This window comes from Streptomyces sp. NPDC034099 (genome assembly GCF_055575415.1).
Map to the genome: position 1 here is coordinate 1 of NZ_JBVISR010000023.1, position 23,798 is coordinate 23,798.

Here is a 23,798-nt window from a genome sequence, read left to right on the forward strand (position 1 = left end):
GACAAGGGCATGGGGCACGGTCTGCTGCGGTATCTGAACCAGGAGACGGCGGCCGTTCTGGCCGGGCGTCCGACCGGGCAGATCGCCTTCAACTATCTGGGCCAGTTCTCGGCCGGCACGGACATGCCCGAGGAGCTGCGGGGGCTCGGCTTCGGCCAGACCCCGGGGATGAACGAGCTGATCGCCGTCCCCGACGCCGACATGCCCGTGATGTCCACCCTGGAGATCAACGCCGCGGTGACGGACACCGAGGACGGCCCGGCGCTCGCCATACGCTTCGGCTTCCCGACCGGGGTGCTCTCCCGCGACGAGGTGGGCGAGCTGGCCGACCTGTGGGGCACCGCCCTCACCGGTCTCGCCCGGCACGCCGCCCGGCCGGGCGCGGGCGGGCTGACCCCCTCCGACGTGCCGCTGGTCGCCGTACGCCAGGGCGAACTGGAACGCTGGGAGGCACGCTTCCCGTCCCTGGCGGACGTCTGGCCGCTCACCCCGCTCCAGCACGGCCTGCTCTTCGAGTCGATGCTCGCGGACTCCTCGTACGACGCCTACCACGTCCAGGTCGTCTACGGCCTGTCCGGCGCCGTCGAGCCCGAGCGGATGCGGGCGGCCGGGCAGGCGCTGCTCGACCGGTACGCCAACCTGCGCACCGCGTTCGTGTCGGACCGGGCGGGCGAACTGGTGCAGCTGGTGCTCGACGAGGTCGAACTGCCCTGGCTCCTCGCCGATCTGCGGGAGCTGGACGACACCGCGCGCGCCGAGGCCCTGCGGCGGCTGCTCGCCGAGGACGAGGCCGACCACTTCGACCCGGCCCGGCCCCCGCTGCTGCGGATCAGCCTCGCGCTGACCGGAGCGGACGAGGCCCAGCTGGTGCTGACCTCGCACCACGCCCTGCTGGACGGCTGGTCGCTGAGCACCCTGATGGGCGAGCTGCTGCGGCTGTACGGCTCCGGGGGCGACCCCTCCGTCCTGCCGCGGGCCCACCGGTACGGCGACTTCCTGCGCTGGCTGTCGGAGCAGGACCCGGCGGCCTCCGACCGGGCCTGGCGGACCGAGCTGGCCGGGGTGGAGGAACCGACGCTGGTCGTGACCGACACGAGCGTGCGGGCCGACGCGCGGCGGGTGGGGCAGGCCGACATCCCGCTGGCCCCGGAGACCGCCCGTGCGCTGATCGGCGTCGCCGCCGAGCTGGGCGTCACGCTCAGCACCCTGGTGCAGGGCGCCTGGGCGGTCGTCCTGGCCGGGATCACGGGCCGGCAGGACGTGGTGTTCGGCACCACCGTCTCCGGCCGGCCGCCCGCCGTGCCCGGGGTGGAGTCCATGGTCGGCCTGTTCATCAACACCCTGCCGGTACGGGCGGAGCTGTCGCCCTGGCAGAGCCTGCGCCAGGTGCTCACCGCGCTCCAGGACCGGCAGAGCGCGCTGATGGACCACCATCACGTCGGGCTCACCGAGATCTGCCGGACCGCCGGTCTCACCACGCTGTTCGACACCGTCGTGGTCTTCGAGTCCTTCCCGATGGAACGGGACGGCCTCGCCGACGCCGACGCCAACGGCGGCGTCGCGATCACCGGTGTCGGCACCGGCAACGGCACCCACTACCCGCTCGGTATCGCGGCCGCAGCCGACGACCGGCTGCACGTCGTCATGGAGTACCAGCAGGACCACTTCGAGACGGCGGTCGCCGAGGGCATCGCGGACCGGCTCGGCCGGGTGCTCACCCGGATCGCGGCCGACCCCGACGTGCCCCTCGCCGCCGTCGCCCTCCAGCCCGAGGACGAGCGGCGTCGGCTGCTCGACGGCTTCAACGACACGGCGGCACCGACGGCTCCCGGCACCGTCGCGGACCAGTTCGAACGCCGGGCCGCCGCCACGCCCGACGCCACCGCCCTGCTCTTCGAGGACCGGCGGGTGACGTACCGGGAACTCGACGAGCGCGCCGACCGGCTGGCGTACGCGCTGCGCGAGCGGGGCGTGGGCGCCGAGACCGTGGTGGCGGTGGCCACCCGCCGCTCCCCCGACCTGGTCGTCGCCCTGCTCGGCGTGGCCAAGGCGGGCGGGGTGTACCTGCCGGTCGACCACACCTACCCGGCCGAGCGGATCGCCTACATGCTGGCCGACTCCGGCGCCCGGCTCGCGGTGGTCGACGCCTCCGCGGCCGCGGTGACGGACGGGCACGGCCTGGCCACGGTCCGGGTGGACCGGGTGCCGTCCGGCGGCGGGCACGTCCCGCGCGTGGCCCGGGGCAGCAGCCCCGACAGCGCCGCGTACGTCATCTACACCTCCGGCTCGACCGGCCTGCCCAAGGGCACGGTGGTCACCCACCGGGGTGTGGCGAGCCTGGTCGACGCGCACGTCGAGCGGATGGCGGTGGACGCCGGCAGCCGGATGCTCCAGCTGGTCTCGCCCAGCTTCGACGTCTCCCTGTGCGAGATGTTCACGGTGCTGCTGTCCGGCGCCACCCTGGTCCTGGCCGACAAGGAGGAGCTGGCGCCCGGCCCGCCGCTGGCCGCGACGGTGGACCGGCACCGGGTCACGCACATGATGCTGCCGCCGTCGATGCTGGCCGCGCTCCCCGCCGGGTCGCTGAGCAGCGTGGTCTCGCTGCTGGTCGGCGGGGAGGCGCCGTCGCCCGAACTGGTCGCCCAGTGGGCGCCGGGCCGCCGGATGATGAACGTCTACGGCCCGACCGAGACCACCGTGTGCGCCACCATGAGCGCCCCGCTGACCGCCGACGACCGCGTGTTCCCGATCGGCACGCCCATCCACAACACCCGGCTGTACGTGCTCGACGCGGCGCTGCGTCCGGTCCCGGCCGGGGTGCCCGGCGAGCTGTACATCGCCGGTCCCGGCCTCGCCCGCGGCTACGTCGGCCGGCCCACGGTGACCGCCGCCCGCTTCGTGGTCTGCCCGTTCGGCGGGCCCGGCGAACGGATGTACCGCACCGGTGACGTGGTGGCGTGGACCGCCGACGGCGCGCTCGTCTTCCACGGGCGGGCCGACGACCAGGTGAAGATCCGCGGCTTCCGCATCGAACTGGGCGAGGTGCAGGCGGGGCTGAGGGCCCATCCGGGAGTGGACCAGGCCGTGGTGATCGTCGACGGCAGCGGCGGCGACCGGCGGCTGGCCGGCTACCTGGTGCCCACCGCGGACCGGGCCGGCGACCCGGACCTGGTGTCCGAGGTGCGCGAACTGGTGCGGGCGCGGCTGCCGCAGCACATGGTGCCGGCCGCGCTGGCACTGATCGACGAGGTGCCGCTGACCCTGAGCGGCAAGCTCGACAAGCGGGCGCTGCCCGTCCCCGACTACGCGGGCGAGTCGGCCGGCCGGGCGCCGCGCACCACCCGCGAGGAGATCCTGTGCGGTCTGTTCGCCGAGGTGCTCGGCCTCGACTCGGTCACCATCGACGACTCGTTCTTCACCCGCGGCGGGCACTCGCTGCTCGCCGCCCGGCTGATCAGCCGGATCGGGATGGTCCTCGGCGTCGCACTGCCCCTGCGGGCCGTCTTCGACGCGCCGACCGTCGCCGAACTGGTCGCGTTCCTGGAGGCGGAGGGCGACTCGGGGCTGTCCGGCGACCCCTTCGCCCCGGTGCTGTCCATCAAGGGCGGCGGCAGCAGGGCCGCGGGCGCCGACGGGCCGCCGCTGTGGTTCGTGCACCCCGGCGGCGGCATCTGCTGGCCCTACCTGGGCTTCGGCGGCCGGCTGCCCCAGTACCGGACGATCCACGGTATCCAGGCCAAGGGCTTCGACGGGGCGGCCCGGCTGCCCGAGTCGCTGGACGAGATGGTCCTCGACTACGTGGGGGAGATCCTGGCCGTCCAGCCCGAGGGCCCGTTCCACCTGGCCGGGTACTCCATCGGCGGCACCCTCGCCCAGGCCGTCGCCGCCCGGCTCCAGGAACGCGGCCACGAGGTGGCGTTCCTGGTGCTGCTGGACAGCGTGCCCGGCGACTACCTGGCGACCCAGCCTGCCCCGGCCCCGGCCGCGCTGCGGGAGTACTTCCGCGAGCACCTCACCAGCGGCGTCGGCTCCGGGGATCACGAGGCGTTCCTCGACGACGCGGTCCGGGTCATCGTCAACCACACCTCGCTGACGCCCAAGTTCACCTCACCGGTCTTCCACGGCGACGCGCTGTTCTTCAACGCGGTGCCCAACCCGGACGCCCGCTACGGGGACCTGTGGGGGCCGTACATCACGGGGACCGTCACGCAGTACGACATCGAGAGCACCCACCACGACCTGATCGACGCCGCGTCGGCCGACGAGATCTGCCGGCTCATCGGCCGGGAGACGAAACGGAGATTCGACATATGAGCAGCAACCCCTTCGACGACGAGAGCGGCCAGTTCCAGGTGGTGGTGAACGACGAGGACCAGCACGCGCTCTGGCCGACCTTCTCGGACGTGCCGGCCGGCTGGCGGGCCGTCTTCGGTCCGGCGGGCCGCGCCGAGTGCCTGGAGTACGTCGAGCAGAACTGGACCGACCTGCGGCCCAGAAGCCTGCGGGCGGCCATGGCCGCGGAGAAGTAGCGCAGCGACACCAGCGAGCAGCGACACCAGCGCACAGACACCAGCGAGAGGAATCAACTTCGCCATGTCGAAAGTCGTCGAGCGGTGGAACTTCCACCCCAACAGCCCCTGGCTGCGCGGCATCCGGCCCGACAAGCCCGTCGAGTTCAGCGAGGCGTTCGGCGCCTGGAACGTCTACGGCTTCGCCGAGGTCGAGCAGGTACTCGGTGACCACGAGACCTTCTCCGCCCGCACCGCCGCCTACGCCGCCGTGCAGGTGGACGAGAAGTTCCAGCAGGGCGACATCTCCCAGATGGACCCGCCGGAGCAGACCAAGTACCGCAAGCTCATCGGACGTGCCTTCACCCCGCGGGTGGTGACCAACCTCGAACCCGCCATCCGGAAGATCACCGGCGAGCTGCTCGACGCGGTCGACGAGAAGGGCTCCTTCGAGCTGGTCGCCGACCTCGCCTACCCGCTGCCCGTGCGGGTGATCGCCGACATGCTCGGCATCGACAGCAAGGACTTCGACCTGTTCAAGGGCGCGGCCTTCGACATCATCGAGAACATGGCGGGCATCGACTTCGTCGCCGGCGGCGACGGGATCGAGGAGCAGATCCACGACGCGGAGAAGCGCCTCCAGCCGCTGCTCGACTACATGCTCGGCCAGGTGGTGGAGCGGCGGAGGAACCCCCGGGAGGACCTCCTGACCTACCTCACCCAGGCCGAGGAGGAGGGCGACCGGCTCACCGACACCGAGATCGTCAACATTGCCAACGTCCTGCTGATCACCGGGCACATCACCAGCACGATGATGGTCGGCAACACCATGGCGTGCCTGGACACGGAGCCCGCCAAGCGGGACCGGGTGCGCGAGGACCGCTCGCTGGTGCCGGGCGCCATCGAGGAGGCGCTGCGGCTGCTGCCGCCGGCCGCGACCCTGTCCCGGGTCACCACCCGCGAGGTGGAGCTCGGCGGCGTCACCATCCCGGCCGAGCAGATGATCCTGCCGTGGGTGAGCGCCGCCAACCGCGACCCGCTGCGCTTCGACGGCCCCGACGAGTTCCGCCCGGAGCGCACCCCCAACGCGCACGTCGTCTTCGGGCACGGCGTGCACTTCTGCCTGGGCGCCCGGCTCGCCCGCCTGGAGGGGCGGATAGCCGTCAACGCCCTGCTCGACCGCTACCCGGACTTCCGGTCCGACCCCGAGCGGCCGACGACGTTCTTCCCCTCGGAGGACATGGTGGGCGTGCGCTCGATGCACGTCCTGACCGGGCGGGGCGGGGCCCGGTGACCGACTTCGCGGACCGTTGGGGCCTCGGTCCCGACAAGTACTGGCTGCGCGGGCGGCTGCCGGACCGGAAGGTCGCCTTCGACGAGGCGCTCGGCGTGTGGCAGGTCGCCGGGTACCCGGAGGTGCTGGAGGTCCTGAACGACTCCGAGTCGTTCTCCGCCGACTCCACCCGCCTGTTCGACGTGGACGAGGAGCAGGCCCGGCTGATCAAGGGCGACATGGCCCAGATGAACGGGCCCGAGCACATCCACATGCGCCGCCAGGTGGGCCGGGCCTTCAGCCCCAAGCGGATGGAGGACCTGGAGGGCCGGATCACCGGCCTGGGCGACGAACTGCTGGCCCCGCTGGCCGGCCGGGACCGGTTCGACCTGCTGGGCGACTTCATCGACGACCTGTCGGGCATCCTCTTCAGCGAGCTGCTGGGCACGCCGCCCGAGCAGCGGCACATGTTCAAGGCCGTCGACCAGACGATGGACGCGGACGTCCAGATGAGCACGGTCGGCGAGGGCGGCGAGGAGTACTTCGACTCGCTGCTCGGCCCGCTGCTGCCGCTGCGCGACTTCCTGGGCGAGATCATCGACGAGCGCGCCAAGGAGCCCCGGCAGGACCTGCTCAGCCTGATGCTGGAGTTCCGCTACCTCGACGGCAGCCCGATGGCCCGCGACGAGATCATCAACTTCGCCGTGGCGGTGCTGGGCGCGGGCCACCTCACCAGCCCGATCCTGATCGGCAACACCATGCTCTGCCTGGAGTCCTTCCCCGCCCAGGCGGCCCGGGTGCGGGCCGACCGCTCGCTGGTGCCGAGCATGTTCGAGGAGGTCATGCGGTACTTCACGCCGGCCACCACCTCCTACCGGGCCACCGAGGTGGACGTCGAGGTGGGCGGGGTGAAGATCCCCAAGGACCAGATGGTCAGCATCCAGCTGGGCGCCGCCAACCGCGACCCGCGCCAGTTCCCCGACGCGGACGCCTTCGACGCGGGCCGCGCCCCGAACCAGCACGTCGGATACGGGCGCGGGGCCCACTACTGCATCGGCGCGGCGATGGCCCGGGTGGAGACCCGGGTGGTCTTCAACCTGCTCCTGGACCGCTTCCCGACGCTCCGGGTGGACCCGGACGTCCCGCCGGTCTTCTTCGGCTCGCCCGAGTTCACCGGAGTGCGTTCCCTGGCGGTGCGCACCTCCTGACCCGCGGCACCCGCCCCCCCGTCCCCGTCGGAGCCACCGGCGGGGACCTCGCACGTCCGGGGCCCGATAGCGCGTCGATAAGGCACCGATAAGCGGACCCCATAACGTCGTGGTCGTACCGGGGCGACAGATGCCGCGGGAACCGAAACCCGGAGGGCCGAGCCCCTCACCGACCGACGGGAGTCACCGATGGACGCGGTCCAGGTCCTGCGCGCCGGCCCGGTCCGGCAGCGACAGCGACCGGCTGCCGAGCCGGCGCTCGAGACCGTCCAGGATGGCCTGGAGGCCGAACTCGAAGCTGTGCTCGGGCGCGGCGCCGTACTCGGTGCCGGCATAGGAGTCGACGCGGGAGCGCAGCCGGGGGAAGCCCATCGCGATCTCCGTCGCCTGCGCCATCGTCTCCCTGATCGCTTCCTGGGCGTTGCGGCCGGCATTGGTCAGACGCCGGTTCACCGACAGGGTGGCCGACAGGCCGATGGAGTGGCCGAGCACGAACGTGAAGACCGTGGCCGCCGCCTGGTCGGCCTCCGCACCGACGAAACCCGCCTTCTCGAAGACCGCCAGGCTGTGGTCGTCGTGGCGGGCCTTGTTCTCCCCGTGGAGGGGCTGCGAGGCGAAGGCCATCACCAGCCAGGGGTGCTTCGTGACCATGCGGTACAGGTCACCGGCCATCGTGGCCGCCGCAGTGCGCCAGTCAACGGTGTCCAGGTCGGGTAGCCCGACCTCGTTCCACACCTCGTTCCCGGCCAGGACGACGAGGTTGTCCTTGTTCTTCACGTGCCAGTACACGGCGGTGGCCGCCGAGTCGAGGCGCTTGCCGAGACTACGCATGTTCAGACCCTCGAGACCCTCGGCGTCCAGCAGCTCGATGGCTGCGCGCACGATCTGTTCGCGGGTCAGCGTGTCACGGGGCATGAGCTCAGGCTAGATCAGAAATTCGGATTGCACAAAGTTCAAGTCAGATCCGGAACGGCACTTGCACACTGTGCAAGTCGCCCCTACGGTGAGGACTTGAACGGCGTGCAAGTCAGTGAGGAGGATTGAGATGGTGAGTACGGCGATTTCGGTTGTCGGTCTGCGCAAGGCGTACGGCGAGCACCGGGTACTGGACGGAGTGGATCTCGAGATCCCGGCCGGATCGGTGTTCTCGCTCCTGGGTCCCAACGGCGCGGGCAAGACCACGACCGTGAAGATCCTCTCGACGCTGCTGAAGGCGGACGAGGGCCGGGTGACGGTGGCCGGGCACGACCTGGCGGCCGACCCCGACGGCGTCCGCGGCAGCATCGGCGTCACGGGACAGTTCTCCGCGGTCGACCCCTTCCTGAACGCGGAGGAGAACCTCGCGCTGATGGGCCGGCTGTGGCACCTGGACAAGCGCGTGGCCAAGGAGCGCTGCGCCCGGCTGATCGAGCAGTTCGACCTGGTGGAGGCGGCGCGCAAGCCCGTGCTGACCTACTCCGGCGGCATGAAGCGGCGCCTCGACCTGGCGATGACCCTGGTCGGCGCACCGCGGGTGATCTTCCTGGACGAGCCCACCACCGGACTGGACCCGCGGGTGCGCCGGGCGATGTGGGACCTGCTGCGCGACCTGGTCGCCGACGGCGTCACCCTGTTCCTGACCACCCAGTACCTGGAGGAGGCCGACCAGCTCGCCGACCGCATCGCGGTCCTCAACGGCGGCCGGCTCGTCGCCCAGGGCACTCCCGAGCAGCTCAAGCGGCAGATCCCCGGCGGCAGCATCGACCTGCGGTTCACCAGCACCGCCGCGCTCGCCACGGCCGCCGCCGCACTGGACGGCACCCCGCTCACCCGCGACGAGGACTCGATGACGCTGCGGGTGCCGAGCGACGGCAGCGCCGCCGCCGTCCAGAGCGTCCTCGCCCGGCTCGACGTCACCACCGTCGGCGAGCTGTCGCTCAAGACCCCGGACCTGGACGACGTCTTCCTCGCCCTGACCGGCCAGACCCCCGACACCAGCAAGAGCGAGCCCGCCGGCACCGTCGGCGCCGACACCGAGAATGGAGCCCTGGTATGAGCACCGTCACCTACGCGGTCGCCGACTCCGCCACCCTGCTGCGCCGCAACATCAAGAACCAGCTGCGCTACCCCACCACCGCGCTGTCGATCGTCGGCATCCCGGTCCTGTTCCTGCTGCTGTTCGTCTACGTCTTCGGCAACGTGCTGGGCGAGGGCGTCGCCCCCCTCGGCGGCGGTGACGACTACGTCAACTACGTCCTGCCCGGTCTGATCATCATGACCGCCGCCACCGGCTCCCTGGGCACCGCCGTGTCCACCTCCGTGGACATGACCGAGGGCATCATCGCGCGGTTCAAGACGATGGCCATCTTCCGCCCGGCCATCCTCATCGCCCGCGTCATCTCCTCGGTCCTGCAGACCCTCACCAGCATGGCGCTCGTCCTCGCGGTGGCCTGGGCCATGGGCTTCCGGCCCAACGCCACCGCCGTCGAGTGGCTCGCGGCCCTCGCGCTGCTCGCCGCCGCCAGCCTCGCCCTGACCTGGCTCGGCGTCGCCTTCGGCCTCGCCGCGAAGACCCTGGACGCGGCCAGCAACGCCCCTTTCCCGCTGATCCTGCTGCCCTTCGTCGGCTCCGGCATCGTGCCGACCGACACCATGCCGACCGGCCTGCGCTACTTCGCCGAGTACCAGCCCTTCACGCCGATGATCGAGACCCTGCGCGGACTGCTCCTCGGCACCGAGATCGGCAACAACGCGTGGATCGCCGTCGCCTGGTGCGCCGGCCTCACGCTCCTCGGCTTCGTCTGGGCCATGAAGCACTTCAACAAGGACCGCACCAACTGACGGCGCGACACCCGTCCGCCGAGTCATCCCCCGCAGCCCGTGGCACCCCAGCGTGTCCACGGGCTGCTTGCCATCCGCCAAAGGGTTCGTCATGCCGGAATTCGAGACACCCCAACCGATCCTGGCCACCATCGAGCTGAACGTCGGCAGCGTCCGCATCGCCGCGGGCGCCCGCACCGACACGGTGGTGGAGGTGCGTCCGAACGACCGTTCCGACCCGCGCGACGTGGCGACCGCGCAGCAGGCCCACGTCTCCTTCACGGCCGGAGAACTCGTGGTGAGCGCGCCCAACCCGCGCGGATTCGCGCTGGGCGGCGGCGCGGTGGTCATCGACATCGGGCTGCCGGCCGGTTCCCGGGTCCGCGGGGACGCGCTGGCCGCCGACTTCGTGTGCGTGGGCCGCCTGGGGGAGTGCCGGCTCAGCACCGACTGCGGCCACATCGAGGTGGAGCAGGCGGGGCCGCTCCACCTGACCTCGATCCTCGGCAACGTCACCGTGGCGCACGCCCACGGCGACGTGGAGGCCCTGGCCGAGGGCGGCGACGTGCACATCCGGGTCGCCGACGCGGCCGTCCAGCTCAACCGCACCAAGGGCAACTCCGAGATAGGCGAGGCCAGGGGCAACGTACGCGTGTACGCGGACAGCGGCGACCTGCACATCGGGCGGGCGCACGCCGAGGTGGAGGCGCGGGCCTCGCAGGGCGACATCCGCATCGACGAGACCACGCGCGGGCCCCTCGTGCTGGAGACGGCGTCCGGCAAGCTGGAGGTCGGCGTCGCCCTGGGCGTGCCGACCCTGCTCGACCTCGACTCGCACGTCGGTACCGTCTACCGCTCCCTGGACCTCATCGTCGCCGGCACCTCCGCGGACCGTCCCGACGCCGTCCGCATCCACGCCCACACCATCATCGGCGACATCGTCGTACGCCGGACCTCCTACGACCTGGACGGCGAGAGCTGGCCCTGACCCCACCTCCACCGACCGCCCCCGCCCCGCACCCCAGGGCGGGGGCGGAGGCGTTTCCAGCCCCGCACAGCCCACCCTGCGCGACGCCACGACGGGGACGGCGCGCGTCGTACGCCGGGCAGTGCGGGGCGGGGCGCCTGCCGCGGCCGGGCACGGTGCGGGCGGTGCGCGTCCCTCGCCGTCCCTGCTCCGCGACTCCTGCCGGGCCCAGCTGCTCCGCGTTCCGCGCGGTCCGCACCGGGGCCTCCCCATCGCCCCCGTGGCCCGCCTCCACCCTGTCGCGGCCCCCGCCCCAGGCCGGGCGGCGTGCAGTGGAAAACCCCCGGCCCCCCGCGGATGCGGGGGGCCGGGGGCGGGGGCTGACGAGGGGAAGGTCAGCCCGCCTTCGGGGGGGTGGTGCGGAACAGGGCGGAGAGGGATTCGGCCGTGGTGTTGAGGAGGCCCTGGGCCTTGGCCAGGTCGTCCTCGGTGAGGACGCGGTCCTGGCCGGCGTCGCGGACCTGGTCGCCGAACCGCTCCAGCATCCGCTTCAGCAGCTTCTGCGTCTCCTTGGCGTCCCGCCCCTTCGGCCGGCCCGACCCGTGCTGCATCCCCGCGCGGACCCGTTCCTCCACGTCCTCCATGAGCCGGGCCTGGAAGTCCGCCCCGTACTGGTCCCGGGTCTGCCCGACGAGCTGCTCCTTGAGCTGCCGGGCGTCCTGCTTGGCGTTCTCACGCATGACCGTCACCTGTTCCTTCGTCTTCTGGCGGATCTGCCGGGCCACCGCCGCGGCGCCCTCACCGTCCCGCTGCCCCGCCCGCCGCAGCGTGCCGCCCAGGCTCGGGCGGCTCTTGGCGGTGGCGGGCCGCAGGTGGGCGGAGAGGTCCGCGACGTTCGGGTACTGGAAGAGCTGCCGGATGGTGACCTCGACACCGAGGGTGCGGCGCATCCGGCCGATGATGCGGGTGGCCTTGAGGGAGTTGCAGCGCAGGGCGAAGAAGTCGTCCCCGAGGCCCACCCGTTCCACCCCGAGGACGTCCGCGACCAGCTCGCAGAGCGCCTCCTGCTGCGCGGTCGGGGCGGGCGCGCCGCCGTCGGCCGGGGCGGGCGCCGCGTCGACCGGCGCGGGCAGCGCGGCCGGGTCCACCGCACCCGCCGGTGTCAGCGGCAGCTCGTCGAGGACCACCACCGTCACCGGCACGGCGGCGTCCGTCAGCCGCCCGGCGACGAACTCCCGTACCTGCCCGGCGTCCACCCGGCCGTCGCGCACCGGCGAGACATAGCCGACGACCCCGTCCGCGCCGTCCGGACCGGCGTCCTCGCGGACCACCGCCACGGCGTGGGCGACCTGGGGATGCGCGGCCAGCGCGGCCGTGACCTCGGTGACCGCGACGCGCCGCCCGCCGACCCGGGCCCACGGCCCGCCGTGTCCGGCGTACTCCAGCGCACCGTCGTCGCACCGCCGGGCGAGGTCCCCGGTGCGGTACATCCGGGCCCCGGCCGGTCCGAAGGGGTCCGGCACGAACCGCAGCGCGGTCCCACCGGCCCGCCCGGGCCACCCGCGGGCCACCGCACCGCCGACGTACAGCTCACCCGTCACGCCCGCCGGGACCGGCCGCAGCGCGGAGTCCAGCACGTACGCCCGGGCCGAACCGGCCGGCAGCACGCGCGTGGCGGCGTCCGGGACGTGCAGCGCCGTACCGGTCGCGGCGGGGCCGTACGCACCCACCACGCGCGCCCCCGGGATCAGCTCCCGCACCCGCCGCACCAGTGCCTCGGGCAGGGTGTCCCCGGTGAGGACCACCGTGCCGGCGTACAGGGCACGGCCCGCGCGGTTGAGGGCCTCGGTGAAGAACGGGGCGACCGTGGCGATCACGTCACCGGTCCAGCCCCAGTCCCGGCCGAACGTGCCGATCTCGGTCGGCACCTTCACCCCGGCGCCGCTGACCAGCGCCGCGACCACCTCGAACAGCATCGCGTCGTCGTGCGGCGAGGCCGCCAGCAGCCGGGTGCCGGACGCCAGGCCCGCGACCGAGGCGAACCGCCGCGCGCCCTCGACCAGGGACCGGTGGTCCACCGCCACCGCCTCCGGGCCGCCGTCGGCCGCGTACGGCCGGCGCAGCCAGGCCAGGTGCCGCGGGTCGAGCGGGGCCCGCAGCTCGCGCCGCGTCGGGTCCGCGTCGTCCGAGGGGTACGAGGGCTGCGCGCCGAGTTCGTCCACGTCCGAGCGCCGCACGAACTCGGCCACGGGCACCGGTGCGTCGCCCGGCTCCGCCACCACGAACGCGGCGCCGGACTTGAGCACGCCCAGCACGGCGACCGCCAACTGCACGGAGCGCGGCACGTCCAGCGCGACCACGGACTCGGGACCCACCCCGTGCCGGATCAGCTGGTGCGCGAGCCGGTTCGCCCACGTGTTCAGCTCCCGGTAGCTCAGCGAGACCCCTTCCGAGGTCACCGCCACGGCGTCGGGAGTGTCCCGCGCCCAGCGTTCGACCAGCGGCGGCAGCGGCTCCCGCGGCGGCGCCTCCTCCGCGCGCACCGCCGCGTGCCCGTGCCGTGCGCCGTCGAGCCGTTCCCGCTCCGGCGCCGTCAGCAGGTCCAGCGCGCCGACCCGCCGCGCGGGGTCCTCGGCGAGCGCGCACAGCACCTGGTGCAGCCGGGCGGCGACGGCCTCCACCGCGTCCTCGGCGAGGATCTCCCGGTGGTACTGGAGGGTCAGCCGCAGCCCCGGGTCGGTCTCCACGATCAGCGCCAGCGGATAACCGGCCGCGCCCTCGGCGTCCACGCCCGTCACCTCCAGGCCGGCCGCGGTGCTCGCCTCGGTGATGCCCGCCCGGTCCACCGGGTACGACTGGAACGCCACCAGGGTGTCGAACAGGGCGTCGAGGCCGGTCTGCCGGTGCAGGTCGGACAGGCTGTGGTGATGGTGGTCGAGCAGCGCCGCCTGGCGGGACTGGAGTCCGGTCAGCAGACCGGCCAGGGTGTCCCCGGGCGCGCAGCGGACCCGCACCGGCAGCGTGTTGATGAACAGGCCGACCATGGACTCCACGCCCGGCAGCGCGCCGGGACGGCCGGAGACGGTCGCGCCGAACACCACGTCCTCGCGGCCGGTGAGAGCCCCGAGGAGCACCGCCCACGCGCCCTGCACCAGCGTGTTGACGGTGACGCCCAGCTCCACGGCGCGCCGGCCGAGGAGGCGGGCCTCGGCCGGCGTGAGCGCGACGGCCCGTTCCCCGGCCCCGCGGGCGGCGACCCGGGGGGCGCCCGGCACCAGCAGTGTCGGCCCGTCCAGACCGGCCAGCTCCTCGTCCCAGACCCGGGCCGAGGCGTCCCGGTCCCGCCGGTCCAGCCAGGCGAGGAAGTCCCGGAACCCGCGTACCGCGGGCAGGGCGGAGGCGTCGCCGCCGGACCCGTACAGGCGCAGCAGGTCCTGCATCAGGATCGGCTCGGACCAGCCGTCGATCAGTACGTGGTGGGTGGTGAGGACGACGTCGTGGCGCTCCTCGCCGAGCCGGACCAGCGTCAGGCGCAGCAGCGGCGGGCGGGTGCGGTCGAAGTGGTCGGCGTAGTCCTCGGCCAGGAACTCCCGCATCGCCCGTTCGCGGTCGTCGTCGGACAGCGCGCCGAAGTCGAGTTCGCGCCAGGGGAGTTCGACGCCGTCCACCACCAGCTGGACCAGCGTGTCGTCGGCGTCCGGGACGAAGGCGACGCGCAGGTTGGCGTACCGGTCGAGCAGGGCCTGGCCGGCCGCGCGCATCCGTCCGGCGTCCACGGGGCCGGAGAGGTGGAAGACGGTCTGCATCTGGTAGGCGTCGTAACCGGTGTCGCTGAGCGCGGACTCGAACAGGATCCCGGACTGCAGCGCGGTCAGCGGCCAGATGTCGGCCAGCCCCGGGTAACGCCCCTTCCAGGCCTGGAACTCCGCGGACTCCGGGTCGGCCAGGGGAGCCGACGGCAGCAGCTCCGCGGTGAAGTCCGTGCCGGTGGCCACGGCCGCCAGCCGGGCCGCGGTACGGCACTTCAGCACCAGCGGCGCGGTGACCTCCACGCCGCGGGCCCGGGCCCGGGTGACGACCTGGATGGCCCGGATGCTGTCACCGCCCAGGACGAGGAAGTCGTCGTCGACGCCGACCCGCTCCTGGTGCAGCACCTCGGCGAAGACGGCGGTCAGGACCCGCTCCTCGGCGCTCCGGGGCGCCCGGTACTCGGCGGTGGTGAACTCCGGCTCGGGCAGCCCCAGCCGGTCCAGCTTGCCGTTCGGGGTGAGCGGCAGCCGCTCCAGGGCGACGACGGCCGCCGGGACCATGTAGTCGGGCAGTCTGCGCGCGGCCAGGTCGATCAGGGCGCCGGTGTCGACCCTGCCGCCGTGCTCGGCGTCCTCGGCGACCACGTAGGCGACCAGGCGGTTGTCGCGGGCGACGGCCACGCTCTGCCGCACGTCCGGGTGGGAGCGCAGCACGCTCTCGATCTCGCCCAGCTCCACCCGAAGGCCGTGGATCTTGACCTGGAAGTCCTTGCGTCCGATCAGCTCGATCAGACCGTCGGGACCGAACCGCGCGGCGTCACCGGTGCGGTACAGGCGCTCGTCGCGCACCACGTCGCCGTACGACCAGGTGAGGAACCGTTCCGCGGTCCGCTCGGGCTGGTCCAGGTAGCCGCGGGCCAGCCCCGTGCCCGCCAGGTACAGCTCGCCCGGCACTCCGGGGGGCACGGGCTGCATCGCGTCGTCGAGGATGTAGCAGCGCTGGTTGGCCATGGGGCGGCCGTAGGGGATGCTCGTCCACTCCGGGTCGCTCTTGTCCACCTCGAAGACCGTGGAGTGGATCGACGACTCGGTGGCCCCGCCCATCACCACGAACCGCAGCCCGGGGGCGAGCGCCGCCACCCGCTCGGGCAGGGTGACCGGCACCCAGTCGCCGCCGAGCAGCGCGAGGCGCAGCCGGGGCAGCGGCTCGGCGCCGGTCTGCTCCAGGTGGTCGGTCAGCAGGCCCAGCAGCGCCGGCGCGGAGTTCCAGACGGTGATGTCCTCGGCGACCAGCAGCTCCGCCCAGTGCCCCGGGTCCTTGGCACGGCGGGCGTCCGGCACCACCACGGTGCCGCCGGCGGCGGTCAGGCCCAGGAACTCGTACACCGACATGTCGAAGCTCGGCGAGGACAGCGCGAGCACGGCGTCGCCGGGGCCGACGCCGTAACGGGTGTTGAGGTCGGCGACGTTGTTCAGCACGCCGCGGTGGCGCAGCGCGATCGGCTTCGGTGCGCCGGTCGAGCCGGAGGTGTGGATGATGTAGCAGAGGTGGTCGGGGCCCGCGAGGCGCCCGGGGTTGTGGTCGGGCAACGCGCGCAGCAGGTCCGCGTCCCGGTCGAGCAGCACCAGCGGGGTGCCGTCCGTCCCGGGCAGGTTGCCGGTGAGGTCCGTGCGGCTGACCATGACCGCGCAGGAGGTGCCGGTGACCATCGTGGCGATGCGCGATGCCGGGTAGTCGGGGTCGAGCGGCACATAGGCGCCGCCCGCCTTGAGGACCGCGAGTTCGGCCACCAGCAGCTGGGCCGAGCGGTCCAGGCAGAGCCCGACCCGGTCGTCGGGTCGGACACCGAGGGAACGCAGGTGGTGGGCGAGGCGGTTGGCCGCCGCGTTGACCTCGCCGTAGGTCAGGCGGTCGGCGCCCTGTACGACGGCCACCGCCTCGGGCGTCGCGTCCGCCCGCGCCTCGAAGGCCTCGTGCAGGCAGCCCTGGGCGGGCAGGTCGGTGGCCGTGTCGTTCCACTCGACGAGCGTGGTGCGCAGCTCGGCGTCGGTGAGCAGCCGCAGCCGGCTCACCGGACGCGCGGGGTGTGCCAGCGCGTCGGCCAGGAGCGTGCCGTAGTGGCTCAGCAGCCGGGCCGCCGTGGCGCGTTCGAACAGCTCCGGGTCGTGGCGCAGCCGGACCGTGTCGCCCTGGACCGACACGACCAGCTCGAAGGGCGCGCCGTACGGGGCGGGGTCGGTGCCCGTGGCGAAGGCCACCGTCGTACCGCCGGTGGCGGCCGTACGGGTGGCGCCGACGGCGAGGTCCCGCAGGGTCGCCCCGTCGGTGACCCGGAACCGCAGCTCGCCGTCCGGGCCGGCCAGGGCTATGTCTTCCTGGCCGGTGCAGCGGTACAGCAGCGCGGCGAGCGCGGCGGCCGCCAGCCCCGGGTCCGCCCCCGAGGGCAGCGGGGCGTCGAGCACGACCGAGGCCCAGGGGACGGCACCGGGGCGCCGCGGGGCGTCCGCCGGGAGCAGGACCGGAGGCCGGCTCGAACCCTCGGCGGGTGCGGGTGCGGGTGCGGGTGCGGGCGCGGGCGCGGTGACCGTGGGCACGGTGGCCGGGGGCGCGTCTGCCCGGGTTGCGCCCAGGGATGCGCCGACCAGGGCTGCGGTGGTCAGGGACGGGTTGGCCGGGGGTGTCACCGGCAGGGTTCCGGTGGCGGGGGCGAGGGCGTGGTCTGGGGTCATGGTCCGACTCCGATCAGGGAAACCGGGGCGCTTGCGTCGGTGTCGATGGGCAGGGGGTTGCGGGCGCACAGCCACCGGACCTCCTCGCGGACGGTGGTGACGAGGGCCGGATCGATCCGGTAGGCGGTGTCGGAGACCAGGTCGGTGCCGGTCAGCACCAGGTGCAGCAGCTGGGCGCAGGCCCGCATCTGCGCCGGTCCCATCCCGCGCTGGGCGAGGATGTTGGTGCCCAGCCGCAGTCCGCTGGTGACCAGCGGCGGCCGGGTGTCGCCGGGGATGCGGTTGCGGTTGGCGAGGATCCCGCACTCCTCCAGCGCGCGCTCGGCGGTCACTCCGGTCAGACCGGTGCCGGTGACGTCCATCAGCACCATGTGGTTGTCGGTGCCGCCGGTCAGGATCCGGTGCCCGAGGGCGGACAGCTCGGCGGCGAGCGCCCGGGCGTCGGCCACGATCAGCTCGGCCGTCTCCCGGAACGCGGGTTCGGCCGCCACCGCGAAGGCGCGGGCCTTGGCCGCGATCGACGCCGGGCTCGGCGTGCCCTGGGACTGCGGGAAGACCGCCCGCTGCATCAGCCGGTGCAGCGGGGTGCGTCCGTCGGGGCCCGGGGCGTCGAAGTCCCGCCCGGCGAGGATCAGCCCGCCGCGCGGGCCGCCCAGTTGCTTGTAGGTGCTGGTCGTGGTGAGGTGCGCGACGTCGACGGGGCTCGGGTGCAGACCCGCGGCGACCAGCCCGGCGATGTGGGAGATGTCCGCGAGCAGGTACGCGCCCACACGGTCGGCGATCTCCCGGAACCGGGCGAAGTCGACGGTGCGCGGGTACGCGCTGGCGCCGGCGATCAGCACCCGCGGCCGGTGTTCCCGGGCGAGTTCCGCGACCTGGGCGAAGTCGATGAGCCCCCGGTCGTCCAGGCCGTAGGAGACCGCGCGGTAGTGGCGGCCGCTCACCGAGGCCCGGGAGCCGTGCGTGAGGTGGCCGCCCGCGTCGAGGTCCAGGCCCAGCAGCGTGTCGCCGGGGCGCAGCAGCGAGGACAGCACCGCGAGGTTGGCGGAGGAGCAGGAGTGCGGCTGGACGTTGGCGTAGCGGGCGCCGAAGAGCTGCTTGGCGCGCTCCACCGCCAGCCGCTCCACCTCGTCGAACTGCCGCGCCCCGGGGTGGTACCGGGCGCCCGGGTAGCCCTCGGCCGTCACGTTCGACAGGGCCGCGCCGCCCACGGCGAGGACGGTGGGGTCGGCGGTGCTCGCCGAGGCGATCATCGCCAGGGTGGAGTTCTGCTGCTCGACCTCGGCGTCCAGCAGCGCGGCCAGCTCGGGGTCGGCGTGGTGCAGGGTGTCCATGCCGGTGCGCAGCAGCTCCGCCTGCGCTCCGGTCGGGGGCCGCTCGCCCGGCACGACGGTCGGTTCCGGTGCGGTCACGGTCCGATGGGTCATCGGCTGTACCTCGTCTCACACTCGTGGGTGGATGGCTGGGGGCCGGACGGGACTCGGGCCGTCAGCGCGTGTCCGCGCGGCGCGCGGGCGCGGAACGGCGCTCGGCCCGGCGGCGGGAGACCCGGCGCAGGCCCGACGAGATGAGCCGGGCGGCGGTCAGGGACGTGTGGCGGAAACCCAGATCGATCATGGGAGAAATCACGGCAGCCTGCTCATGAGTTCGGCGGTGGCGCGGTGCCGGGTGCAGCCGCGCTCGGCGAAGGACCGGTGCACGCGCTCGCGTACCTCACGGCCCTGTTCCTGGCTGAGTTTGAACATTCCGTTGGCGCCGGTGACGGTGAAACGGAATGCGCCGACACCGGGCAGGATCTGCCGGAAATAGGAAAGGGACTCGGTCATGTCCCAGTCGGCGCCGAATTCCTTCTCGAAGGCGAGCACCGTCGACGTCACCACGTGCAGCGTCTGCTCGCCGGGCGCCTCTTCCTCGATCTTTTCGAGGGTGCCGTGGGCGTGCACCGAGGTGAAGTCCCACGTCGGTGCGGCCGGCGTCTTCTCGTACACCGTCGGCGACACGTAGGCGTGCGGCCCGGCGAAGGTCAGCAGCGCCGGGCTGCCCGTCTCCAGGGCGGCCCAGTGCGGGTTCGCCCTGTTCATGTGGCCGTACAGGGTGGTGCCTGACAGGTCGTCGGCGTGCGGGCCGTCGATCTCCGGGTCCAGGATCACGGGCAGGTGGGTGGCGAACGGGCTGCCGTCACGGGCGCCGTTCGACACCATCAGGGCGAGCGGGCTGGTGCGGATCAGGTCCAGCAGCCAGGAGTTCTCGGGCTCCCGGTAGGGCGGTGGGACGAACATCGTTACCGCTCCTTTCGGCTACGGCGTGAGCTGCGCTTCGCGGTGTCCAGGAAGCTAGCCGCGGAGGCTTTCGGGTCGTTATCGATCCGGTTTCGCACAAAGCACCCCGGGTGCGGCCGGCGCTGGCCGGCGGTGCGGCGAAACGGGACTGAATGATCTCGTCCGGAAATCGTCGCCCAGCTGGCCGAAAAGAGTTCGATAACGAAAAGGAAAGAAGCGGCGGCAACATTGCAGGCCGAGTAGTCACTGCCCAGGCTCGAGATCAGGAGAGAACATGTTCCATGTGAATTCTGAGGTCGGCGCGCTGAAGCAGGTCGTCCTGCACGAACCGGGCCTGGACTTCGAGCGGCTGACCCCGGCCAACAAGGACGAGCTGCTCTTCGACGACGTCGTGTGGGTGGCCCGCGCCCAGGAGGAGCACCGGGCCTTCCAGGCACTCCTGCGCGAGCGGGGCGTCACCGTCCATCTCCTGCACGACCTGCTCGCCGAGACGGTCAAGCTCGACGAGGCGGTGGACTTCCTCTTCGACCGCGTCCTGGACGACCGGCAGCCCCACCTCGGTGCCGGCCTGGCCGCCGCGACCCGGGCGGTACTGGCCGCGATGGGCCCGCACGAACTGGCCACCCACCTGCTGGGCGGCCTGAACAAGCGGGAACTGACGACGGCGCTGGGCGAGCGGCACCCCCCGCTGCGCTCCCTCGGCCTGGACCTCCTGGCCGACGACGACTTCATCCTGCCGCCCCTGCCCAACTCCCTGTTCACCCGGGACACCAGCTGCTGGGTCTACGACGGGGTCTCGGTGAACCCGATGGCCAAGGCCGGACGCAAGGCCGAGACCGTCAACTACGAGGCCGTGTACACCTACCACCCGATGTTCGCCGAGGCCCGCGCGCACCGCTGGATCGACGGCGAGGCCATGGCCCCGGCCGCCATCGAGGGCGGCGACGTCGAGGTGATCGGCAACGGCGCGGTCCTCGTCGGCCTCGGCGAGCGCACCACTCCGGCCGGGGTCGAGATCCTGGCGCGGCGGATGTTCCGGGCGGGCTCGGCACGGCGGGTGATCGCGGTGGAACTGCCCAAGGCCCGTGCGCTGATGCACCTGGACACGGTGCTCACCATGGTGGACACCGACGCCTTCGCCCTGTTCTCCGGCCTCGGCCCCCGCGCCCTGCGCTCCTGGACGCTCACCCCGGGCCCCGGCGACGCACCCGAGGTCACGGAGAACCCCGACTTCTTCTCCGCCGTCGGCGCGGCCCTGGAGCTGGACGCCGTCCGGGTCCTCCAGACGTCCCAGGACTCCTACGCCGCCCAGCGCGAGCAGTGGAACGACGGCTGCAACCTGCTGGCCCTCGCGCCCGGCACGGTCGTCGCCTACGAGGTCAACGAGGCCGGCAACCGGATGCTGGAGGACAACGGCATCGAGGTGCTGCGCATCCGGGGCGACCAGCTCGGCCGCGGCCGCGGCGGCCCCCGCTGCATGAGCTGCCCCGTCGAACGCGACGCCGCCTGACGCCCGGCCCCGCGCAGGGCCCGGCGCCCGTCCCCGCCCAAGGTCCGGACCCGCGCAGGGCCCGGCGCCCGTCCCCGCCCAAGGCCCAGCCCCGGGACCCCACCCGGCCCAGCGCCCCGGACCTTGCGGCAAGCCCTGCCCCATCCGAGCCCCGAGCCCCGAGCCCCGTGCCCCGTGCCACCGACCCACCGGCCCACCTGGCCCCGGCCCCGCCCGGGTCCTCACCCCCGACCCACAGGGTGCGGGCCCTCGGCCCCACCGAGCCACCGCGTCCACCGGTCCCACCGGGCCGTACGGACGCAGCCCCGCCGAGTTCCAGACGCTCCACCGACCGAGAGGAAGCAGGGCCTTGTCCCAGTCAACGGCCGGCCGCGAGGCCACTCCCCGCCACTACCTGATGTGCCGTCCGACGTACTTCGACGTCACCTACGCGATCAACCCCTGGATGGACCCCGGCAAGCCGGTCGACACCGACCTGGCGGTCGAGCAGTGGGACGCGCTGCGCCGGCTCTACCTGGAGCACGGCCACACCGTCGACGTGATCGACCCCGTCGAGGGCCTGCCCGACATGGTGTTCGCCGCCAACGGCGCCACCGTCGTCGACGACCGCGTGCTGGTGGCCAGGTTCCGGCACGCCGAACGCGCCGCGGAGGCCGCGGCGTACCACGAGTGGTTCACCTCCCGCGGCTACCCGCGGGTGCACACCGCCGAGTACGTCAACGAGGCCGAGGGCGACTACATGGTCCTCGGGGACAGGATCCTGGCCGGCACCGGCTTCCGCACCGATCCGCGCGCCCACGCCGAACTGGCCCGCGCCCTGGGCCGCGAGGTGGTCACCCTCACCCTGGTCGACCCGCGCTTCTACCACCTGGACACGGCGCTGGCCGTGCTCTCCGACACCGAGGTCATGTACTACCCGGGCGCGTTCTCCGCGCGGAGCCTGGACGTCCTGCGCGCGCTCTACCCCGACGCGGTCCTGGTCGGGGAGGAGGACGCGGAGGTCTTCGGCCTCAACGCGGTCTCCGACGGGCTGCGGGTGTTCCTGCCCGACACCGCGACCCGGCTGGCCGGGCAGCTGCGCGGCCGCGGGTTCCGGCCCGTCGGCGTGGACCTCTCCGAACTGCTCAAGGCGGGCGGCAGCGTCAAGTGCTGCACGTTGGAGATCCGCCACCGGACCAGAGCCTGAACCGTGCACCACCACCAACCGGCACGTCACGCCCAGTCACGGCAAGTCACCGTCAACACGCAAGCGGGAGTACAACCATGAGTCTTCGTGAACCCGAGACCTACGACGTGGTCGGTGTCGGCTTCGGTCCGGCCAACCTGTCGCTGGCCATCTCCCTCGAGGAGCACCCCGCCAACGTCCTGTCCGCCCCGGTCACCGCCGCGTTCTTCGAACGCCAGCCGTCCTTCGGCTGGCACCGGAGCATGCTGCTGCCGTCGGCGACCATGCAGATCTCCTTCCTGAAGGACCTGGTCACCTTCCGCAACCCGGTGTCGCGGTTCAGCTTCGTGTCGTTCCTGCACGACCAGGACCGGCTCGCCCAGTTCGTCAACCGCAAGGAGTTCTTCCCGACCCGGCGCGAGTTCCACCAGTACCTGGAGTGGGCGGAGTCGCGCCTGTCTGACGTCGTCTCCTACGGCAGCGCGGTCACCGCGATACGTCAGGCGCCGGAGCACCTGCGGGACGTGGCGGGCGACCATCTGCAACTGGAGATCCAGGACACCCTGAGCGGCACGTCCCGGCAGGTCAACGCCCGCAACGTGGTCGTCTCCACGGGCCTGCGCCCCCGCATGCCCCAGGGCGTGCGGCGCGACGAGCGCGTCTGGCACAGCTCGGAGTTCCTGGAGCGCTACGGCCGCACGGACGCCGAGAGCCTCCGGAACGTGGCGGTGGTGGGGGCCGGCCAGAGCGCCGCCGAGATCACCGCGTTCTTCCACGAGCGCCTCCCGCACGCCCAGGTGCACGCGATCCTCCCGGCGTACGGCTACTCGGTCGCCGACGACACCCCGTTCGCCAACCAGATCTTCGACTCGGCGGCGGTCGACGACTACTACTTCGGCGACGACACCGGCCGCGAGGCCTTCTGGCGCTACCACCGCAACACCAACTACGGGGTGGTGGACGACGCCGACATCCGGCACCTCTACCAGATCGCCTATGACGAGGACGTGGCCGGCGCCCGCCGGTTCCACTACCTCAACCTGACCAAGGTCCGCTCCGTCGAGGGAACCGGCGCCACGCGCCGGGTGCACCTCACCTCGTCGCACGGGCGGGGGCCGCAGTGGCTCGACGTGGACGCGATCGTGTTCGCCACGGGCTACGACACCATGGACCCGGCCGAGCTGCTCGGCGACCTCGACCGGCACTGCCTGCGCGACGAGAGCGGCCACCACCGGGTGACCCGCGACTACCGGCTGGTCACCACGCCGGAGGTGACCTGCGGCATCTATCTCCAGGGAGGCACGGAGCACACGCACGGCCTGTCCTCGTCGCTGCTGTCCAACATCGCCGTGCGCAGCGGCGAGATCGCGGACTCGATCATCCGGGACCGCGCGCCGCGGGAGCTGGCGCACGCGGGGGCGCTGGGAGTGGCGGAGCGGAGCGGCTGATCCGCGCCGCGCAGGCCCCCGGAACGACCGCCGGACGTCGGCGGTCGTTCCGTTTGCGTGCGGCCAGTCCGCCATTACCGCGAGGCATCCCGCCGGAATTCCGGAAAACCTCCCGGGAGCAGAGGGTTTTCATCCTGGTGGATTCTTTCCCGGGCGCGGTAG

The 23,798-nt window shown here is 72.9% G+C and carries 15 protein-coding genes; 10 read left to right on the forward strand and 5 right to left on the reverse strand.

Going from position 1 to position 23,798, the window contains the following annotated elements:
- The 4 genes from ACZ56V_RS37375 to ACZ56V_RS37390 form a co-directional block, all read left to right on the forward strand.
- A partial coding sequence (locus ACZ56V_RS37375) for an amino acid adenylation domain-containing protein (RefSeq protein WP_468948127.1) occupies positions 1 to 4,314 on the forward strand: 4,314 nt, incomplete at its 5' end.
- The gene (locus tag ACZ56V_RS37380; RefSeq protein ID WP_467378556.1) at positions 4,311 to 4,529 is read left to right on the forward strand and encodes an MbtH family protein; all 219 of its coding nucleotides are present in this window, start codon (positions 4,311 to 4,313) and stop codon (positions 4,527 to 4,529) included. The genes ACZ56V_RS37375 and ACZ56V_RS37380, both read left to right, overlap by 4 nt.
- Positions 4,530 to 4,593: 64 nt before the next feature.
- Positions 4,594 to 5,802 (forward strand): cytochrome P450, encoded by a 1,209-nt coding sequence (locus tag ACZ56V_RS37385; protein ID WP_467378554.1) that lies wholly within the window; start codon positions 4,594 to 4,596, stop codon positions 5,800 to 5,802.
- Positions 5,799 to 6,989 (forward strand): cytochrome P450, encoded by a 1,191-nt coding sequence (locus ACZ56V_RS37390; RefSeq protein ID WP_468948130.1) that lies wholly within the window; start codon positions 5,799 to 5,801, stop codon positions 6,987 to 6,989. Before ACZ56V_RS37385 ends, ACZ56V_RS37390 begins: the two co-directional genes overlap by 4 nt.
- Positions 6,990 to 7,172: 183 nt before the next feature.
- On the opposite strand, the gene ACZ56V_RS37395 is transcribed toward ACZ56V_RS37390, so the two are convergent.
- Positions 7,173 to 7,904 (reverse strand): TetR/AcrR family transcriptional regulator C-terminal domain-containing protein, encoded by a 732-nt coding sequence (locus tag ACZ56V_RS37395; RefSeq protein WP_467378550.1) that lies wholly within the window; start codon positions 7,902 to 7,904, stop codon positions 7,173 to 7,175.
- 130 nt (positions 7,905 to 8,034) lie between these two features.
- On the opposite strand from ACZ56V_RS37395, the gene ACZ56V_RS37400 reads away from it, so the two are divergent.
- The 3 genes from ACZ56V_RS37400 to ACZ56V_RS37410 all read left to right on the forward strand — a co-directional run bounded on the left by ACZ56V_RS37400 (position 8,035) and on the right by ACZ56V_RS37410 (position 10,776).
- Positions 8,035 to 9,024: an ATP-binding cassette domain-containing protein gene (locus ACZ56V_RS37400; RefSeq protein WP_356368791.1), complete on the forward strand. Its 990-nt coding sequence runs from the start codon at positions 8,035 to 8,037 to the stop codon at positions 9,022 to 9,024.
- Positions 9,021 to 9,809, forward strand: coding sequence for an ABC transporter permease (locus ACZ56V_RS37405; RefSeq protein ID WP_356368789.1), 789 nt, complete (start codon positions 9,021 to 9,023; stop codon positions 9,807 to 9,809). Before ACZ56V_RS37400 ends, ACZ56V_RS37405 begins: the two co-directional genes overlap by 4 nt.
- A gap of 91 nt (positions 9,810 to 9,900) precedes the next feature.
- The gene (locus ACZ56V_RS37410) at positions 9,901 to 10,776 is read left to right on the forward strand and encodes a DUF4097 family beta strand repeat-containing protein (RefSeq protein ID WP_104636546.1); all 876 of its coding nucleotides are present in this window, start codon (positions 9,901 to 9,903) and stop codon (positions 10,774 to 10,776) included.
- A 374-nt stretch (positions 10,777 to 11,150) separates the two neighbouring features.
- Here ACZ56V_RS37410 and ACZ56V_RS37415 read toward each other — a convergent pair whose 3' ends face one another.
- The 4 genes from ACZ56V_RS37415 to ACZ56V_RS37430 form a co-directional block, all read right to left on the reverse strand.
- Positions 11,151 to 17,234, reverse strand: a complete 6,084-nt coding sequence (locus tag ACZ56V_RS37415) for an amino acid adenylation domain-containing protein (RefSeq protein ID WP_468948133.1) — start codon at positions 17,232 to 17,234, stop codon at positions 11,151 to 11,153.
- On the reverse strand, positions 17,231 to 18,661 hold the full coding sequence (locus tag ACZ56V_RS37420) for a serine hydroxymethyltransferase (RefSeq protein ID WP_398918639.1): 1,431 nt from the start codon (positions 18,659 to 18,661) through the stop codon (positions 17,231 to 17,233). Before ACZ56V_RS37420 ends, ACZ56V_RS37415 begins: the two co-directional genes overlap by 4 nt.
- 61 nt (positions 18,662 to 18,722) lie before the next feature.
- Positions 18,723 to 18,851, reverse strand: coding sequence for a hypothetical protein (locus tag ACZ56V_RS37425; RefSeq protein WP_274543299.1), 129 nt, complete (start codon positions 18,849 to 18,851; stop codon positions 18,723 to 18,725).
- A gap of 8 nt (positions 18,852 to 18,859) precedes the next feature.
- Positions 18,860 to 19,513 carry an FMN-binding negative transcriptional regulator gene (locus tag ACZ56V_RS37430; protein WP_398918641.1) on the reverse strand — a complete coding sequence of 218 codons (654 nt, stop codon included), beginning with the start codon at positions 19,511 to 19,513 and terminating at the stop codon, positions 18,860 to 18,862.
- 274 nt (positions 19,514 to 19,787) lie between these two features.
- Between ACZ56V_RS37430 and ACZ56V_RS37435 the strand changes: the two genes are divergently transcribed.
- From ACZ56V_RS37435 to ACZ56V_RS37445, 3 genes are all read left to right on the forward strand, one after another.
- Positions 19,788 to 21,023, forward strand: coding sequence for an arginine deiminase (locus ACZ56V_RS37435; RefSeq protein ID WP_468948136.1), 1,236 nt, complete (start codon positions 19,788 to 19,790; stop codon positions 21,021 to 21,023).
- A gap of 349 nt (positions 21,024 to 21,372) precedes the next feature.
- Complete coding sequence (gene ddaH, locus ACZ56V_RS37440) at positions 21,373 to 22,209, forward strand: dimethylargininase (RefSeq protein WP_356370303.1); 837 nt, start codon at positions 21,373 to 21,375, stop codon at positions 22,207 to 22,209.
- Between the two features lie 77 nt (positions 22,210 to 22,286).
- Complete coding sequence (locus ACZ56V_RS37445; protein ID WP_468948138.1) at positions 22,287 to 23,636, forward strand: lysine N(6)-hydroxylase/L-ornithine N(5)-oxygenase family protein; 1,350 nt, start codon at positions 22,287 to 22,289, stop codon at positions 23,634 to 23,636.
- The last annotated feature ends 162 nt before the right edge of the window (positions 23,637 to 23,798 follow it).

What these genes read in the sequence shown, in the direction of transcription:
- ACZ56V_RS37380 (WP_467378556.1), top strand. Translation starts at nt 4,311, where the DNA reads ATGAGCAGCAACCCCTTCGACGACGAGAGCGGCCAGTTCCAGGTGGTG.
- ACZ56V_RS37385 (WP_467378554.1), top strand. Translation starts at nt 4,594, where the DNA reads ATGTCGAAAGTCGTCGAGCGGTGGAACTTCCACCCCAACAGCCCCTGG.
- ACZ56V_RS37395 (WP_467378550.1), bottom strand. Translation starts at nt 7,904, where the DNA reads ATGCCCCGTGACACGCTGACCCGCGAACAGATCGTGCGCGCAGCCATC.
- ACZ56V_RS37400 (WP_356368791.1), top strand. Translation starts at nt 8,035, where the DNA reads ATGGTGAGTACGGCGATTTCGGTTGTCGGTCTGCGCAAGGCGTACGGC.
- ACZ56V_RS37405 (WP_356368789.1), top strand. Translation starts at nt 9,021, where the DNA reads ATGAGCACCGTCACCTACGCGGTCGCCGACTCCGCCACCCTGCTGCGC.
- ACZ56V_RS37410 (WP_104636546.1), top strand. Translation starts at nt 9,901, where the DNA reads ATGCCGGAATTCGAGACACCCCAACCGATCCTGGCCACCATCGAGCTG.
- ACZ56V_RS37415 (WP_468948133.1), bottom strand. Translation starts at nt 17,234, where the DNA reads ATGACCCCAGACCACGCCCTCGCCCCCGCCACCGGAACCCTGCCGGTG.
- ACZ56V_RS37420 (WP_398918639.1), bottom strand. Translation starts at nt 18,661, where the DNA reads ATGACCCATCGGACCGTGACCGCACCGGAACCGACCGTCGTGCCGGGC.
- ACZ56V_RS37425 (WP_274543299.1), bottom strand. Translation starts at nt 18,851, where the DNA reads ATGATCGATCTGGGTTTCCGCCACACGTCCCTGACCGCCGCCCGGCTC.
- ACZ56V_RS37430 (WP_398918641.1), bottom strand. Translation starts at nt 19,513, where the DNA reads ATGTTCGTCCCACCGCCCTACCGGGAGCCCGAGAACTCCTGGCTGCTG.
- ACZ56V_RS37435 (WP_468948136.1), top strand. Translation starts at nt 19,788, where the DNA reads ATGTTCCATGTGAATTCTGAGGTCGGCGCGCTGAAGCAGGTCGTCCTG.
- ACZ56V_RS37445 (WP_468948138.1), top strand. Translation starts at nt 22,287, where the DNA reads ATGAGTCTTCGTGAACCCGAGACCTACGACGTGGTCGGTGTCGGCTTC.